The organism is Shinella yambaruensis (assembly GCF_022899355.1).
In the GTDB taxonomy this organism is placed as follows: Bacteria; Pseudomonadota; Alphaproteobacteria; order Rhizobiales; family Rhizobiaceae; genus Shinella; species Shinella yambaruensis.
This window is the reverse complement of the sequence record NZ_JALJCK010000003.1, coordinates 478,886-495,349: the sequence shown is the minus strand read 5'-3', so window position 1 is coordinate 495,349 and position 16,464 is coordinate 478,886. Positions and strand designations below refer to the sequence as shown.

Annotated in this window: 15 protein-coding genes; 8 read left to right on the top strand and 7 right to left on the bottom strand. The window is 64.4% G+C overall.

Features of this window, described 5'->3' with window-relative positions:
* Positions 1 to 4: 4 nt before the first annotated feature.
* The 3 genes from MUU56_RS09550 (at position 5) to MUU56_RS09540 (ending at position 4,371) form a co-directional block, all read left to right on the top strand.
* Entirely contained in the window at positions 5 to 1,306 is a 1,302-nt protein-coding gene (locus tag MUU56_RS09550; protein ID WP_244767066.1) for a DUF6638 family protein, read from the top strand.
* The gene (locus MUU56_RS09545) at positions 1,299 to 2,447 is read left to right on the top strand and encodes a DUF2333 family protein (RefSeq protein ID WP_244767065.1); all 1,149 of its coding nucleotides are present in this window, start codon (positions 1,299 to 1,301) and stop codon (positions 2,445 to 2,447) included. Before MUU56_RS09550 ends, MUU56_RS09545 begins: the two co-directional genes overlap by 8 nt.
* 244 nt (positions 2,448 to 2,691) lie before the next feature.
* Positions 2,692 to 4,371, top strand: coding sequence for a formate--tetrahydrofolate ligase (locus MUU56_RS09540; protein ID WP_244767064.1), 1,680 nt, complete (start codon positions 2,692 to 2,694; stop codon positions 4,369 to 4,371).
* Positions 4,372 to 4,600: 229 nt separating this feature from the next.
* Here MUU56_RS09540 and MUU56_RS09535 read toward each other — a convergent pair whose 3' ends face one another.
* The 3 genes from MUU56_RS09535 to MUU56_RS09525 form a co-directional block, all read right to left on the bottom strand.
* Complete coding sequence (locus MUU56_RS09535; protein WP_244767063.1) at positions 4,601 to 5,107, bottom strand: DUF1993 domain-containing protein; 507 nt, start codon at positions 5,105 to 5,107, stop codon at positions 4,601 to 4,603.
* 106 nt (positions 5,108 to 5,213) lie between these two features.
* Positions 5,214 to 5,744: an extensin-like domain-containing protein gene (locus MUU56_RS09530; RefSeq protein WP_317633298.1), complete on the bottom strand. Its 531-nt coding sequence runs from the start codon at positions 5,742 to 5,744 to the stop codon at positions 5,214 to 5,216.
* Between the two features lie 391 nt (positions 5,745 to 6,135).
* Positions 6,136 to 6,453 (bottom strand): hypothetical protein, encoded by a 318-nt coding sequence (locus MUU56_RS09525; RefSeq protein ID WP_244767062.1) that lies wholly within the window; start codon positions 6,451 to 6,453, stop codon positions 6,136 to 6,138.
* A gap of 384 nt (positions 6,454 to 6,837) precedes the next feature.
* Here MUU56_RS09525 and MUU56_RS09520 point away from each other — a divergent pair, with 384 nt between their 5' ends.
* The 3 genes from MUU56_RS09520 to queF all read left to right on the top strand — a co-directional run bounded on the left by MUU56_RS09520 (position 6,838) and on the right by queF (position 10,530).
* Positions 6,838 to 9,027: an anthranilate synthase gene (locus tag MUU56_RS09520; RefSeq protein WP_244767061.1), complete on the top strand. Its 2,190-nt coding sequence runs from the start codon at positions 6,838 to 6,840 to the stop codon at positions 9,025 to 9,027.
* Between the two features lie 131 nt (positions 9,028 to 9,158).
* On the top strand, positions 9,159 to 10,079 hold the full coding sequence (locus tag MUU56_RS09515) for a cation diffusion facilitator family transporter (protein WP_244767060.1): 921 nt from the start codon (positions 9,159 to 9,161) through the stop codon (positions 10,077 to 10,079).
* Positions 10,066 to 10,530 (top strand): preQ(1) synthase, encoded by a 465-nt coding sequence (queF, locus tag MUU56_RS09510; protein ID WP_244767059.1) that lies wholly within the window; start codon positions 10,066 to 10,068, stop codon positions 10,528 to 10,530. Before MUU56_RS09515 ends, queF begins: the two co-directional genes overlap by 14 nt.
* A 30-nt stretch (positions 10,531 to 10,560) precedes the next feature.
* On the opposite strand, the gene MUU56_RS09505 is transcribed toward queF, so the two are convergent.
* Positions 10,561 to 11,139 (bottom strand): HupE/UreJ family protein, encoded by a 579-nt coding sequence (locus MUU56_RS09505; RefSeq protein ID WP_244767058.1) that lies wholly within the window; start codon positions 11,137 to 11,139, stop codon positions 10,561 to 10,563.
* Between the two features lie 245 nt (positions 11,140 to 11,384).
* Between MUU56_RS09505 and MUU56_RS09500 the strand changes: the two genes are divergently transcribed.
* Entirely contained in the window at positions 11,385 to 11,963 is a 579-nt protein-coding gene (locus tag MUU56_RS09500; protein WP_117366840.1) for an ATP-dependent Clp protease proteolytic subunit, read from the top strand.
* Between the two features lie 500 nt (positions 11,964 to 12,463).
* On the top strand, positions 12,464 to 14,173 hold the full coding sequence (gene leuA / locus MUU56_RS09495) for a 2-isopropylmalate synthase (RefSeq protein ID WP_244767057.1): 1,710 nt from the start codon (positions 12,464 to 12,466) through the stop codon (positions 14,171 to 14,173).
* Between the two features lie 90 nt (positions 14,174 to 14,263).
* Here the strand turns inward: leuA and MUU56_RS09490 are convergent, their stop codons facing one another.
* The 3 genes from MUU56_RS09490 to MUU56_RS09480 all read right to left on the bottom strand — a co-directional run bounded on the left by MUU56_RS09490 (position 14,264) and on the right by MUU56_RS09480 (position 16,453).
* On the bottom strand, positions 14,264 to 15,121 hold the full coding sequence (locus tag MUU56_RS09490) for an anti-sigma factor family protein (RefSeq protein ID WP_244767056.1): 858 nt from the start codon (positions 15,119 to 15,121) through the stop codon (positions 14,264 to 14,266).
* A complete protein-coding gene (locus tag MUU56_RS09485; protein WP_024270476.1) occupies positions 15,121 to 15,639 on the bottom strand; it encodes an RNA polymerase sigma factor in 519 nt (172 codons plus the stop codon). Before MUU56_RS09485 ends, MUU56_RS09490 begins: the two co-directional genes overlap by 1 nt.
* Positions 15,640 to 15,835: 196 nt before the next feature.
* The gene (locus MUU56_RS09480) at positions 15,836 to 16,453 is read right to left on the bottom strand and encodes a tetratricopeptide repeat protein (protein WP_398431075.1); all 618 of its coding nucleotides are present in this window, start codon (positions 16,451 to 16,453) and stop codon (positions 15,836 to 15,838) included.
* Positions 16,454 to 16,464: the final 11 nt, after the last annotated feature.

Below are 16,464 nucleotides of genomic sequence, written 5' to 3'. Positions count from 1 at the left end.
ACGCATGAAACGCCTCCTCGAAGCCGAATTGATCTATGGCCGGCTGCTGCCGGTCGATGAGCCGCATCTGGTGGAGCGCTACAACAAGGCGCTCGACGGGTTCGGCATGCGCCGCACGGCGCTTCCCAGCTTCCGCATCGACATGACCGGCTTTTCGCCGGAGATCGCCGACGAGCTCGGCGATCGGGACTATCTCGATCCGAACCGCGTCAACCGTCGCTTCATCATCATGACGCCGGAGCAGGTGAACCTGCCGGTCGTGCATACGAGCTTTTCCAACACCGCGGCGCTGATGCACGAGTTCTTCTCGGCCAACGCCCGGGCGATCAACGCCATCACCATCCGCGATGCGCTCTATGGCGAGATCGAGGACTCCGTCTCCGTCGTCAACGACATCGACGACCTGCTCTCGATCAACGAGGTGCGCTTCAAGGTCCTGTCGGCCGAGGACATGCTCGGCAAGGCGGGGGAGCTGCGCGGCCTCGTCGACCGGCTGAAGACCGTGCCGAATGCCTGGGCGGACGATGCCATGCTCAACCGCATGGTGGAATTGGCGAAACAGACCGGCGACATCCGCCAGAACGCGCTGGTGCCCGACCAGCTCGTCTTCCGCCACGAGGCCTACTGGGCGAACCATTTCGGCGGCGTCTACGTCTTCCTCGACGACAAGACGACGACGGTCATCTGCGACCCGACCGTGCCGGGCTTCCGCCGTTCCCGGCCCTGGCAGGTGAGCTATATCGCGCTCGACGACCACAAGCGTATCTTCGATTTCCTGGCCTCCACGAAGCGGCTGGAACTGCCGCGCGCCTCCTGGGTGGAGCCGTCGGGCCTCTTCCAGCACCGGGCGGAGATGACGGTGGTCGGCCTCGTCAACCGGGGTGATCCGACCGCCGATCTCGAAAAGGCAGACCGCATCTGGCTGCAGACCTGGATGCATCGCAATGCCGAGCTCATGGCGCGCGACGGCACCTATCCCTTCCTGCAGGAGGCGATCCGAACGCTCGCATCGACGGGGGAGATCAAGATCGCCGAAGTGCCGCCGCAGCGGCGCTTCATGCTGGTGCGCGCAGCGCCCGAGCATCCGGACCAGTGGCTGGTCAACCGCCTGATTTCACAGATGGTTCCTTATGATTTCGTCTCCCGCTTCGTCTTCGACAAGCAGGGGTTCTACGCCGCCTACGAACACTACAGCGAAAAGTTCCGCGCCTATGTTGTGGCGACGTTGACGCGGACCTATCTGCAGGACAAGGCTGCCTTCCGCAGGAAACTTTTCGGCATCAGAGAGGACGACCCTAATGCTTGACCCGATTGTCGCGTTTTTCCAACGCATCTTCGCGGCCATCGGCCGGGGCATCGGCCTCGTGATCGCCTGGATCCTCTGGCCGTTCATGACGGTGACGAACTGGTATCGGGCGCGCGGCTGGATCATCAAGGGGCCGATCGGCATCGGCCTGCTCCTGCTTGTCGGCTTCTACGCCTATTTCATCTGGCAGACCCAGATGTGGACCGGCTTCAGCCCGGACTACGTGAACGCCTACAATCTCGCCCAGCGCAAGCAGGATGCCGGCAGCGCATCGGGCGGGCAGGCGACCACGCCGGCAGCGGGCGAGGTCGCCGAGCCGGAGCCGAAGACCTGCGTGCGCTCGGCCATCGTCGATGTGACGGCCGACCTCATCGACTACAACGTCAACCAGAATGCCTGGATTTCGTCCATGCTGCTCTACAAGCTCGGCCTTTTCGGGCTCGACTGGGACCGTACGCCCTGGTTCGACAACAAGGCCTCGTTCCAGCGCGGCATCAACCAGGCGGTCCGCCGCACGGCGGTCGAGCTCGTCGATTCGCTCGGCCGCGTGCGCGGCACCTCTGGCATCAACGCCGACCTCCAGCGGGCCCGCGGCAATATCCAGTTCGATGAGGAGACCTGGTATTTCGGCTCGGATTCGCTGCTGCCGAAGACGCCGACGCCGACCTATTACCGCACGGCGATGGCGGACCTGCGCAAGTTCAACGCCGCGCTGGAATCCTGCGAGGCGATCTTCGACGGCCGTTCGGACAACCTGATCGAATTCCTCGACCGCATCGCCAACGACATCGGCTCGACCTCCGCGATCATTCGCGAACGGTCGGAGTTCCACAATGGCGGTTGGTTCGATACGCGTGCGGACGACCGCTACTGGTTCGCCTATGGCCAGCTCTACGGCTATTACGGCATCCTTTCGGCCGCCGGCGCGGATTTCGATGCGGTCATCAGGCTGCGCGGCATCGAGCCGCTCTGGACGGAAAGCATCAAGCAGCTGCGGTCCGCCCTCAACATCCAGCCGGCGATCATCTCCAACGGCCGCGAGGACGGCTGGATCATGCCAACGCATCTTGCCACGATGGGCTTCTATGTCCTGCGCGTGCGGTCCAATCTCGTCGAGATGCGCGACGTGCTGGCGCGGTAGGGAGCGAATAGGGAGTTGCGAATAGCGAATAGGGGCGCGATCTCTTTCGCTATTCGCTATTCGCTATTCGCTATTCGCCGCAAATTTATCCCCCCATGTCGTTTCTGGTCTAGCAAGCGGCAAAACCCGGTGTGGCATTGCCCCCGGCTTCACGATGAAATGGCGCGGCAGATAATGAAGGAAGCACCGCCGTCAGGGGAGGAGACCCGGTTGCGGTAGCTGTGCCGAGAGGGAGCGACACCGCATGGCCGACGTGAAATCCGATATCGAAATTGCCCGCGCCGCCAAGAAAAGACCGATCCTGGAGATCGGTGAGAAGCTCGGCATTCCGCCCGAGCACCTGCTGCCCTACGGCCATGACAAGGCGAAGATCAGTGCCGAATTCATCGCCGCGCAGAAAGGCAGGAAGAACGGCAAGCTGATCCTCGTCACCGCGATCAACCCGACGCCGGCAGGCGAGGGCAAGACGACGACGACGGTCGGCCTCGGCGACGGCCTCAATCGCATCGGCAGGAAGGCGATCACCTGTATCCGCGAAGCCTCGCTCGGGCCCTGCTTCGGCGTGAAGGGCGGGGCGGCCGGCGGCGGCTATGCGCAGGTCGTGCCGATGGAGGACATGAACCTCCACTTCACCGGCGATTTCCACGCCATCACCTCGGCGCACAACCTGCTTTCCGCGCTTATCGACAATCATATCTACTGGGGCAACGAGCAGAACATCGACATCCGCCGCATCGCCTGGCGGCGCGTCATGGACATGAACGACCGCGCGCTGCGCCACATCGTTGCCTCGCTCGGCGGCGTCGCCAACGGCTATCCGCGCGAAACGGGTTTCGATATCACGGTCGCCTCGGAGGTCATGGCGATCCTCTGCCTTGCGACCGACCTGAAGGACCTCGAAAAGCGCCTCGGCAGCATCATCGTCGGCTATCGCCGCGACAAGTCGCCGGTCTTCGCCCGCGACATCAAGGCGGACGGCGCGATGACCGTGCTCCTGAAGGACGCCATGCAGCCGAACCTCGTGCAGACGCTGGAGAACAATCCCGCCTTCGTGCATGGCGGTCCCTTTGCCAACATCGCCCATGGCTGCAACTCGGTCGTCGCCACCACGACGGCGCTGAGGCTTGCCGACTATGTGGTGACGGAGGCCGGCTTCGGCGCCGATCTCGGGGCGGAGAAGTTCTTCGACATCAAGTGCCGCAAGGCCGGGCTCAAGCCGGATGCGGCGGTCATCGTCGCCACCGTGCGCGCCATGAAGATGAACGGCGGGGTGAAGAAGGACGATCTCGGCCGGGAGAATATCGACGCGGTGAAGAAGGGCTGCGCCAACCTCGGCCGCCACGTGCAGAACGTCAAGAAGTTCGGCGTGCCCGTCGTGGTCGCCATCAACCATTTCATCTCGGACACGGATGCGGAAATCCAGGCGGTGAAGGACTATGTCGCGACGCTCGGAGCAGAGGCGATCCTCTGCCGTCACTGGGCGCGCGGCTCGGCCGGCATCGAGGACCTGGCACGCAAGGTGGTGGAGCTTGCCGAATCCGGCCTGTCGCAGTTCTCGCCGCTCTATCCGGACGAGATGCCGCTCTTCCAGAAGATCGAGACCATCGCCAAGGACATCTATCATGCCGGCGAGGTGATCGCGGACAAGTCGGTGCGCGACCAGCTGCGCATCTGGGAGGAGCAGGGCTACGGCAACCTGCCGGTCTGCATGGCCAAGACGCAATATTCCTTCTCGACCGATCCGAACCTGCGCGGTGCGCCCTCCGGTCATACGGTGCCGGTGCGCGAGGTGCGACTCTCGGCCGGCGCCGGCTTCGTCGTCGTCATCACCGGCGAGATCATGACCATGCCCGGCCTGCCGAAGGTACCGTCGTCGGAGAGGATCTTCCTCAACGAGGAGGGGTTCATCGAGGGGTTGTTCTGAGGCGAGGCAAGACCCTTCCGGGCGCTTGGTCGCTTCGTCGTATCGGCCCTTGGACACTCAAGCCGCGCCTTCTCCTTCGTCATCCTCGGGCTTGACCCGAGGATCCACCCGTCCAATCCAGGGCGTGCCGTGTGACATGGATCCTCGGGTCAAGCCCGAGGATGACGGTGGTGGTTGGGGGGAGGTTTTTGACAATGAGGTCCGAGGAACAGTACGCCGCTCGGCCCGTTCAGGTCCGGCCGAGATAATCCAGCTTGCCGACGGGAACGCCGTTGTGGCGCAGGATCGCGTAGGCGGTGGTCAGGTGGAAATAGAAGTTCGGCAGGGCGAAGGTGAGGAGATAGTCCTTGCCGGCATAGCTCGTCTCGCCGCCGCGCGTCTTCACCACGACGGTGCGTTCCGCCCCGCCCTTAAAGGCGGATTCCGGCACGGTGGCAAGATAGGACACGGTGTTCGCGATACGGACGCGCAGGTCGGCGAGCGTCGTCTCGTCGTCGGCAAAGCTTGGCGCCTCCGTGCCGGTCAGGCGGGCGGCCGCACCCTTGGCGGTGTCGCTCATGCGCTGGATCTGGCCGGCGAGCGGCAGCATGTCCGGCGCAAGGCGGGCGTTGACCAGGATCTCCGGCTTGATCTTCCTTTCCTCGGCGAAGGCCTCGGCCTTGTCGAGCAGCTTGGAAAGCACGGCGAAACCGCGCTGGAAGGCGGGGATGGAGAGGTCGTAGGGGGGGATGGACATGGCGGGAACCTTGTTGGGCGGGAATGGCGGATGGCCACAAGTGGCCATGCCTGACATAGGCGCTGCCGCCCGGCCTTTTCAGGAGCGGGGCGAAATATAATCGCATCTACCAGCAATAGCGGTAGCCGCCGCGCCGCTCCTTCACGTCGAGATGCAGGTGGTTCTGGTGCGCGGCGTCGCTGCCGGGGTCGAGCACCGTGGTGAAGTAGAGGCACGCCGCCTCCGTGATCGCGCGCTGGAAGGCGCCTTCCAGCGTCGGCTCCTTGTCCGCCGGGCGGATTGTGACGGTCTTGCCGCTCTTCAGTGCAAAGCCGGCAATGTCGACGGCATTGCCGAAGGCATGCTCGGAAATCCTGCCCTCGTCCGCACCATTGCGGTTGCGGCAGACATAGGCCGAGGCTTGGGAGAGTACGGTGATGGCCTCGCCCGGCATGGCGGCCTCAAGGGACGGTTTCACCGATCCCTCCATCCAGCGGGCAAGCTGCAGCGCGGTCTCGCAACGGATCGTCGCCGCGGGCTCGACCTTGATGCCGCCCGGCAGGCCCTTGAGCAGGACGGGCCTGTCGATGCCGCAGGCCTTGCCGTCGTCGACGGCGGGTGCCTCCTCGAAAAGGGCGCCGATGGCCTTCAGCGCCACCCGGCAGGCGGCCTCCTGCCCGTCGTCCTCCCGGGGGCGTTCCTTCGCCTTCTCCGCGTCGTCCTTCAGCTTCTGCCCGGATTCGATCGTTTCCGGCGGCGCCTTTTCGGCATCGTCGCCGGCCGTCTGCTCCGGCCTTGTGACGGGAAGTGGGCCTTCCTCCGGCAGGTCGGCAGCGCCGGCCAGGATGAGGGCGGCGGCGAAGAGGGCCAGGACAATCCCAGCGAAAATGCGCAGCGGTTTTGCATGAAAACCGGGAGCGGGCCTGTTTCCACGGGGCGAAGGAACGCGGAAGGGGTCTGGGCGAGGCAGCGTGGCGATGGTTCCGTCTCCCGGCTGACAAGATCAGCGAGGAAACGCCGGAAAACCGATTTGGTTGCCGGTTGAGCGGTCAGATGCCCGCGCCGTGGGTGATTTCCATTGCCGGCGGACAGCGGCCGGCGCAGTCGTTTATGATCGTGCGCACGCGCTGGATGAGATGGATGCTGTCGCCGCTGTCATTGTCCTCGATGATGTCGAGGAAGAAGCGCACCATGGTGCAGGCTTCGGCGGCATCGCGCGGGTCGTGCCGATAGATGGTGTCGAAGGCGCGGGCGATCCTGCCGTCCAGTCCCTTGAACTCCGGCGTTTCATAATCTGCGATCGTTTCCGCGAGCAGGACCTGCATTTCGCGGAACTGTTCCACCATGATGGAGACCATGGGTTTCATGCCTTGATGTCGATGTCTGGGGCGCTGCCATTAGCATGCGCTCACAAAAGGAGCAAACTTCCGAACATGGCGAAAATTCGCCATATTGACAGATTGTTTCACCGTGCCGTTTCCTCGCGCAGCAAGCGCAACGGCCGGTGATGCGGAGGCGCAACATCCGGAAAGTGGTATCGGGGCCGTCGCAATCGGTCTTGCGTACGCCCGCACTTCACGCTAACACTCCGCTCATGGAAAAGATGATCATCATCGCTGGCTGGTGGTGGGCTCGCTGAGGCGGCCTTGACCAGTCATGCGTGATTGAGACGACAAGCCGCCCGAAACCTTCGAGGCGGCTTTTTCTTTTGGGCCGTCTTGAGCGAAACGGGCCTGAAACGGAGTTGGGGAATGGCCACGAAAATCCTGGAAGACGGCGCCGAAGCCTACGAGACGAAGGGCGGGGTGACCGTCACGCGCCGCCGCCGCGCCGCCGATTATGCGCATGCGATTTCCGCCTATGTCGACAAGCTCGACGAACGGCGCGGCGCGGTCTTCTCGTCGAACTACGAATATCCCGGCCGCTATACCCGCTGGGACACCGCCGTCGTCGATCCGCCGCTCGCCATTTCCTCCTTCGGCCGCGCCGTCTGGATCGAGGCCTATAATGCCCGCGGCACGGTGCTGCTTTCCCTCATCGCCGACCGCCTGGCGGATGTGCCGGAACTCGCGCTCGGCGCCCGCACGGAAAACCGGCTCGATCTCGAGGTGAAGCTGCCCGACCGGGTCTTCACCGAGGAAGAGCGCTCCAAGATGCCGACGGTCTTCACGGTGCTGCGCGCCGTCACCGACCTCTTCCATTCGGACCAGGATGCCAGCCTCGGCCTCTACGGCGCCTTCGGCTACGACCTCGCCTTCCAGTTCGATGCGATCGACCTGAAGCTGACGCGGCCGGACGACCAGCGCGACATGGTGCTGTTCCTGCCGGACGAGATCCTCGTCGTCGACCACTACGCCGCCAAGGCCTGGATCGACCGCTACGATTTCGCCAAGGACGGGCTTTCGACGGAGGGCAGGGGCGAGGCGATCGCGCCGGAGCCGTTCCAGACCGTCGACGTGATCCCGCCGCATGGCGACCATCGTCCCGGCGAATATGCCGAGCTGGTGGTCAAGGCCAAGGAGAGTTTTCGCCGCGGCGACCTCTTCGAGGTGGTGCCCGGCCAGAAGTTTTTCGAGCGGTGCGAGAGCAAGCCGTCGGAAATCTCCCGCCGCCTCAAGGCGATCAACCCGTCGCCCTATTCCTTCTTCATCAATCTCGGCAACCAGGAATATCTCGTCGGCGCCTCGCCGGAAATGTTCGTGCGCGTCTCCGGCCGGCGCATCGAGACCTGCCCGATCTCCGGCACGATCAAGCGGGGCGACGATCCGATCGCCGATTCGGAACAGATCCTGAAGCTGCTCAACTCCAAGAAGGACGAATCCGAGCTCACCATGTGCTCGGACGTGGACCGCAACGACAAGAGCCGCGTCTGCGAGTCGGGGTCGGTCAAGGTCATCGGCCGCCGGCAGATCGAGATGTATTCGCGCCTCATCCACACGGTCGACCATATCGAGGGGCGCCTGCGCGACGACATGGACGCCTTCGACGGCTTCCTCTCGCATGCCTGGGCCGTCACGGTCACCGGCGCGCCGAAACTCTGGGCGATGCGCTTCATCGAGGCGCATGAGAAGAGTCCGCGCGCATGGTATGGTGGGGCGATCGGCATGGTCGGCTTCAACGGCGACATGAACACCGGCCTCACGCTGCGCACCATCCGTATCAAGGACGGCATTGCAGAGGTGCGCGCCGGGGCGACGCTGCTCTACGATTCCAATCCGCAGGAAGAAGAAGCCGAAACCGAACTGAAGGCCTCCGCCATGATCGCAGCCATCCGCGACGCCAAGTCCGGCAACTCCGCCAAGGTGCAGCGCGACGTCGCGGCCGTGGGCGCGGGCGTGAACATCCTGCTCGTCGACCACGAGGACAGTTTCGTCCACACGCTCGCCAACTATTTCCGCCAGACGGGCGCGAATGTGACGACCGTGCGCACGCCGGTTCCCGAAGAGGTGTTCGACCGCATCAAGCCGGATCTCGTCGTGCTCTCGCCCGGCCCGGGAAGCCCGAAGGATTTCGACTGCAAGGCGACGATCAAGAAGGCGCGGGCGCGCAGCCTGCCGATCTTCGGCGTCTGCCTCGGCCTGCAGGCGCTCGCCGAGGCCTATGGCGGGGAGCTGCGCCAGCTCGCCATTCCCATGCACGGCAAGCCCTCGCGCATCCGCGTGCTGGAGCCGGGCATCGTCTTCTCCGGCCTCGGCCGCGAGGTGACGGTCGGGCGCTACCACTCGATCTTCGCCGACCCCGCCACGCTGCCGCGCGATTTCATCATCACGGCGGAGAGCGAAGACGGCACGATCATGGGCATCGAGCATGCCAGCGAGCCGGTCGCCGCCGTGCAGTTCCATCCCGAATCGATCATGACGCTCGGCCAGGACGCCGGCATGCGGATGATCGAGAACGTGGTCGCCCACCTTTCCAAGAAAGCGAAGATAAAAGCCGCCTGAGGCTTTGACAAAACGGCCGAACTGGCCGATACCGACGCCAAGAGAAAACCGCGTGCACGTCCCCGTGCGCGCGGTTTTGCGTTGATGGACCAGGCTTTTTGCAACTCGGTTGCATGCGCATGGAGAATGGCATGGAAAATTCGGATCGGGTCAAGCGGCTGGCGCTCTGGGGCATTCCGCTCTCGCTTTTCGTGATGGGGCTGAAGCTCATCGCCTGGTGGGTGACGGGCTCCGTGGCGCTCCTCTCCGACGGGCTGGAATCGAGCGTCAACGTGGTCGCCGCCATCGTCGCCTTCGCGGCGATCACCTATGCGGCAAAACCCGCGGACAAGACTCATCCCTTCGGCCACCACAAGGCGGAATATCTCTCGGCGGTCCTGGAGGGCGTGCTGATCGTGGTCGCGGCGCTGCTGATCGTCGCGGAGGCGGCGCCGGCGGTGCTTGCGCCCGCGCCGATGGAGGCGCCGGCACTGGGTCTTGCCATCAACTTCCTTGCGGGCGTCATCAACGCGGCCTGGGCCTTCATCCTCATTCGCGCGGGAAAACGCTATCGCTCGCCGGCGCTTTCGGCGGATGGGCAGCATATCCTGTCGGATGTGGTCACGTCGGCGGGCGTGCTCGTCGGCCTCCTTCTCGCCATCGCCACCGGCTATGCGGTGCTCGATCCGCTGCTGGCCGTGCTCGTCGCGCTCAACATCCTCTACCAGGGCTGGAGGGTCATTGCCCATTCGGTCGATGGCCTGATGGACCATGCGGTCGAGCCGGAGGAGGCCGAGGCCATCCAGGCGGCGATCGCCGCGCATGGCGCGGGCTCCCTCGGCGTGCACGACCTGAAGACGCGCAGGGCCGGGGCGGCGACCTTCGTCGACTTCCATCTCGTCGTGCCGGCGCGAATGCCCGTGGGCGAGGCGCATGACATCTGCGACCGGCTCGAGGATGCCATCCGTGCCGTGCAGCCCGGCGCGCAGATCGCCATCCATGTCGAGCCGGAGACCGAAAAGGCGCATGGAATCAAGGTGAAGATCGAAGAGGTTCACAATGAGCAAGACTGACGTATCGGGACTGTCGCAGCTCGGCCAGGCGGTCGACCTGCCGTCCAACCCGGAGGCCGCCGTTCTGGAGAAGGTGCCGAGCAACCATGGAGGCACGGATTTCGTCGTGCGCTTCACGGCGCCGGAATTCACCTCGCTCTGCCCGATGACCGGCCAGCCGGATTTCGCGCATATCGTCATCGACTACATCCCGGACGGCTGGCTGGTCGAATCGAAATCGCTGAAGCTCTACCTGCACTCCTTCCGCAACCACGGTGCCTTCCACGAGGACTGCACCATCGACATCGCCAAGCGGCTCGTCGGGCTGCTGGAGCCGAAATGGCTGCGCATCGGCGCCTACTGGTATCCGCGCGGCGGCATTCCGATCGATGTGTTCTGGCAGACGGGCGATGCACCGAAGGGCGTGTGGATCCCCGAGCAGGGCGTGCAGCCCTATCGCGGGCGGGGGTGAAGGCGGCGGTTCTTCCGCCGCCCCCGGATGTCAGCCGAAGGCGAGCACGAGGCCGGCGAGCGCCGTGACGGCCCCGAGGATGCGCGCCGCTGCGCCGCCGCCCGAAAGGCGCGCGATGCCGAGGCCAAGGCCGATGCCGGCGACGTGCAGCAGCGCCGTCGCGACGACGAAGCCGGTGCCGAATTCGAGGGCGCCGGCGCTGCCGAGCTCGCCGCCATGGGCATGGCCGTGGAAGAGCGCGAAGACGGCGACGATCGCGGCCGAGGCCGCCGTGTCGAGTTTCACCGCCATGGCCACGAGCAGGCCGAGGGCGACGACCGAGGCGAGGATCGCCGGCTCGACGAAGGGCAGATCGACGCCCGCAAGCGCAAGGCCGAAGCCGATCGCCATGGTGGCGACGAAGGCGGCCGGCACACCCCAGAGCGCCTTGCCGCCGATCTGCGCCGCCCAGAGGCCGACGGCGACCATGACGAGGATATGGTCGAGGCCGAAGAGCGGATGCGAGAACCCGGCCATGAAGGAGCCGTGCTCTTCCGGATTGAGGTGGGCGAAGGCCGGTGCGGCCGTGACGGCGAGCGCGGCCAGCGCCAGCGGGATGCGTCTGATCATGATGTCCCCTGTTCCGCCGGCCTTGGGGAGCGGCCGGCGCCTTTGTCGATAAGGCCGCATCGTAGGAGCGGTGCCGGCGCCAAGTCCATACGCAAAGTGCGCAACGCGCCGGGCGCATTTACCCTGTTTTCCGGTGGCGCGGCGAGGCTCTATCGCCCCTTATCGGTTTTGTTGCATTGTCTTGGCCAGTGAGTCGCATTATCTGACAGCGACAGGACTATTGACGAGCAATCCGGAGACTTTGGATGAGCGACGAAGACGACAAGAAGACGGAACTGCCCCTGGGCAAGGAAACGGAGGCGAATCTTTTCAAGTCGCGTTCGATCTTCATCTACGGGCCGATCAACCAGGAACTGGCGCAGAAGGTCTGCTCGCAGCTCGTGGCGCTCGCCGCCGCCAGCGACGAGGACATCCGCATCTACGTGAATTCGCCCGGCGGCCATGTCGAATCGGGCGATTCGATCCACGACATGATCAAGTTCATCAAGCCGAAGGTCTGGATGATCGGCACGGGCTGGGTCGCCTCGGCCGGTGCACTGATCTATGTCGCCGCGCCGAAGGAACAGCGCCTTTGCCTGCCGAACACCCGCTTTCTCCTGCACCAACCGTCGGGCGGCACCCGCGGCATGGCGTCGGACATCGAGATCCAGGCCCGCGAGATCATCAAGATGAACGAGCGCCTGAACAAGATCTTCGCCGACGCCACCGGCCAGCCGATCGAGAAGATCGCCAAGGACACGGACCGTGACTATTGGCTCTCGGCAGAGGAAGCCAAGGGCTACGGCCTCGTTTCGCGCATCGTGACCTCGCAGGCGGATATCTGAGGTTTTCCAGCCGCTTGCCCCACCCTCTCCGTCATCCTCGGGCCTGACCCGAGGATCCACAAGGCGGGTGTGGTGTGGATGCTCGGGTCAGGCCCGAGCATGACGAAAGAGAGGTTTGCGGACCTCGCAGAAAAGCGAAGCCCTCCCGTTGCGGAGGGCTTTTTCTTTGGAGGTGCTTGCGCTTTCTCCCACCCGCCGGTATAGACGCCTCATGTTGAAGACCAGCGCACAGATCATCGAACGAGTTTCCCGCGGCAGCGCAGCTGTCCGCGAGCGTTCGCGCGGCTTCTCCTCGCTTCTTCTTCTCGGCCTTACGCGCGGTTGCCGGGTTCGCTGAGGAGCGCCCGGCGGCCGAAAAGCCCGTCCGGCGATAGCTCCTCGTTTCACCCTATGCATTAATTCCGGTTTGGCCGCCCACGGCCAGCATTCGCCGTCGCAAAATGCGCCCGCTTGCGCTAAGACGCTTTCGCGAATGCCGGGACGACGAAGAGACGAAGACGATGATTTTGAAGACCCATTCCCCCAAGCAGGGCATGCCCGAGGCGCCCGTCAAGTACCAGGCCTATCCGGCGATCAACATTCCGGACCGCACCTGGCCGGGCAAGACGATCACCCAAGCGCCGATCTGGTGTTCGGTGGACCTGCGCGACGGCAACCAGTCGCTGATCAACCCGATGGGCCACGACCGCAAGGCCCGCATGTTCCAGCTGCTGCTCGACATGGGGTTCAAGGAAATCGAGATCGGTTTTCCCTCCGCCTCGCAGACCGACTTCGACTTCGCCCGCTGGTGCGTCGAGGAGGGCAACGTGCCGCAGGACGTGTCCCTGCAGGTGCTGGTGCAGTGCCGGCCGGAGCTGATCACCCGCACCTTCGAGGCCCTGGAAGGTGCGCACAAGCCGATCATCCACTTCTATAACTCCACCAGCGAATTGCAGCGCCGCGTGGTGTTCGGCAAGGACGTCGCCGGCATCAAGCAGATCGCCACCGATGCCGCCAAGATGATCACCGACATGGCCGCCAAGGCCGGCGGCGGCTACCGTTTCGAATATTCGCCGGAGAGCTTCACCGGCACCGAGCTGGAAGTGGCGCTGGAGATCTGCAATGCGGTCGTGGAGATCGTCAGGCCGACGGCGGACAACAAGCTGATCCTCAACCTGCCGTCCACCGTCGAGATGGCGACGCCGAACATCTATGCCGACCAGATCGAATGGATGTGCCGCAACATCGACAACCGCGAGAACGTCATCATCTCGCTGCACCCGCACAATGACCGCGGCACCGGCATCGCCGCCACGGAACTGGCGCTGATGGCCGGCGCGGACCGCGTCGAGGGCACGCTATTCGGCAATGGCGAGCGCACGGGCAATGTCGACGTCGTGACGCTGGCCTTGAACATGTACACGCAGGGTGTCGATCCCAAGCTCGACTGCTCCGACATCGAGCGCATCAAGGCGGTCTACGAATATTCCAACGAGATGGCCATTCCCGAGCGCCACCCCTATGTCGGCGAACTTGTCTATACCGCCTTCTCCGGCTCGCACCAGGACGCCATCAACAAGGGCATGAAGGCCATCAGGCAAGCCAACAAGCCGATCTGGGAAGTGCCCTACCTGCCGATCGACCCGCAGGACGTCGGCCGCTCCTACGAGGCGATCATCCGCATCAACTCGCAGTCCGGCAAGGGCGGCATCGCCTATATCCTGCAGGAGGACTACGGCATCAACCTGCCGCGGAGCCTTCAGGTGGAGTTCCGCGAGGAGATCCAGCGCATCACCGACGAAGAGGGCGTGGAGCTGCCGTCGAAGCGCATCCATGAAAGCTTCATGCAGCGCTACGTCACGCAGCCCGGAACGCGCCTGCGCTTCGTCGACCACCACACCTATCCGGACGACGCAGGCCAGAAGGGCACGCGCATCGTTGCCGCCGAGATCACCGACGGCGGCGAGACGAAGCGCATCGAAGGCAAGGGGACCGGTCCGATCGACGGTTTCATCAATGCCCTGTCGATCTATCTCGGCATCCCGATGTCGGTGGCGGACTATTCCGAGCACTCGCTCCAGCACGGCTCCAACGCGGCGGCCATCGCCTATGTGGAAGTCGAGCATCCGGGCGGCAAGCTGTTCGGCGTCGGCATCAACACGAACATCGTGACGGCCTCGCTCGAAGCCATCGTCTCGGCCGCCAACCGCGTGCTCGCCGTCCGCGGCTGAGCCGCGACGATCCCGGAACAGAAAAAGCCCGGCAGCGATGCTGCCGGGCTTTTTGGTGTCCGTGATCTGCGGCGCCTGTTGCGCGGATGCTCAGATCGTCGAGGAAACCGTCTCGGCGATGCGCTCGAGGGCTGGATCGGCAGAGGGGCCGACCACGACATAGGACGCGCTGCCCTTCTGCCAGGAGACGAGGCCGATATCGTTGCGCATGCTTTCGGCAAGGGCCGTGACGGTTTCGACCGGATCGCTCTGGACGAAACAGATGGCGAAGACCTCGTTCTGCGCATTGCGGTAGAGAAGCTGGGCGGCCGGCTTGCCGCCGGCGACCAGCAGGCGCGCGCCCTCGAAGGTCAGGTTCTGGTCGGAAAGGTCGGGCAGCGTGAAGGGCACGCCCGTGCTGGCCGTCAGCCATTCGACGATATGCTCCTTCTCGCTTGCCGGCACTTCCACGAGATGGCGTGTCTGGCGGGCATAGATGCGATGGTAGTCGGCAATATCATCCAGCCAGGTGCGGGCAGGGGCGAACTGGTTGGAGGCGAGCCGGGACACGCCGTCCTGCCGTTCGCCGACGAGATAGCCGGCGGCACCGCCGGCAAGGAACAATACGAGCGAGGCGGCGAGTGCCTTCGGCCAGAAGGCCGAGGGACGGCGCGGGGCGGCAGCGGCGACCGGAATGGCGGCGAAACCCGCCGGCGACGGCTCGTCGTCCTTCTTGCCGGCCTCCTTGATGTTGCGCACCAGATCGAGCGGGATCGGCTCCTGCAGCAGCTTGTCGAAGGCGCGGGCGCCGAACTCGCTGCCGAGCTTCAGCTTCTCGAAGACCATGCGCGCATCGTCGTTCTCGGCGAGGATCGCGTTGATCTCGTCCATTTCCGATTCCGGCAGCTGGCCGTCGAGATAGGCCGACAGGCGGACTTCGAGCGGAAGACCCTGTGTGTTCTCCACCATCAGGCCCTCCTTTCCATCTGTTCGGAGATCATGGCCGCAAGGCGGATGCGGGCGGCCGAGAGCCGGCTCATCACGGTGCCGATCGGTATGCCCAGAATATCCGCCGCCTCCCGATAGCTGTGGCCTTCGACATTGACGAGGAGAAAGACGCTCGAAAGACCTTCCGGCATGGTCATGATCAACTTGTGCAACTGCTTGGCATAGACCGCCTTGTCGGCTGACGCTTCGATATGCAGGCTATCCTGCTCGGCGACATCTACCGTGCCGGACCCTGTGCGGACCTTTCGCTTGCGGATCTCGTCCACCCAGAGATTGCGCGTCATGGCATAAACCCAGCTTTCCAGCCGGCCTTCCCCGTTCCACAGATGGCTCCGCGTGATGGCCCTTTCGCATGCCTCCTGTACGAGGTCGTCGGCATCGCTGCCGTTGCGCGTCAGCGTCATGGCGAAACGGCGCAACTTTGGCAGCAAATTGACCAGTTCTCGCCGGAACTCATTCGATTCTGCCGTCGGACGCATTGCTTTTCCAAGGAAACGTTCGGGATCAAAACTCTATTCGCTGCCGGGCGGGCGGCGACCGTCTGATATGAAACATTCTTCCTAGTGTCTGCAAGCATGAACGGCATCCGGGAGCGCAGTTTCCCGCGTTCCCTCCAAGATTGATCCCCTGTTGGCCCGCGCCGTGCCGTTTTGGCACGGCGTCGCCAACCATGTGTCAGTAAGTGGTGCGCTCGCCGCCGAGCGACTGAAGCAGCGCGCGATAGGCCCAGGTATTCTCGCCGCCGCGGTCGCGGATCTCGACGAGCTGGACGCGGGCGCCTTCGACATCGCCCTGTTCGAGCAGGGCCTGGCCCATATAGGAGCGGGCGAGGATGTAGTTCTCGTCCTTCTGCAGCGCCCGCTCGTAGTAGGTCATGCCCAGCGCCATGTCGCCGAGCTTGCGGGTGTTGTAGCCCATATAGTTGAGGATGCGCGGGTCCTCCTGGTCATAGGCCGCGCGCAGCGCCCGCAGCGCGTTCTCATGCTGGCCCGCATAGGCGAATTCGCGCGCCGCCTCGTAGAGCTTGTCGTCGATCGTGCGCTCGGTCTTCTTCTGTTCTTCCTCCTTCGCCTCGTCCTCGGGCGCCGTGCCCTCGGCCGGCTTCAGGTCCTCCGGCGCGACGCATTCCTTCTTCTCGTCGTTCCAGATCTTGCCGTCGGTGCAGGTCGTCGTCGTCTCGGTCGCGACCGGTGGCGTCGTCGTGTCGGAATCGGCGGCGCGCGCGGCCGACAGCGCCGTCAGCGAGACGGCGGCGCAGAATGAAAGCAGCATGGTGTGGCGGAGCATGGTCATGGGTTCCCTCT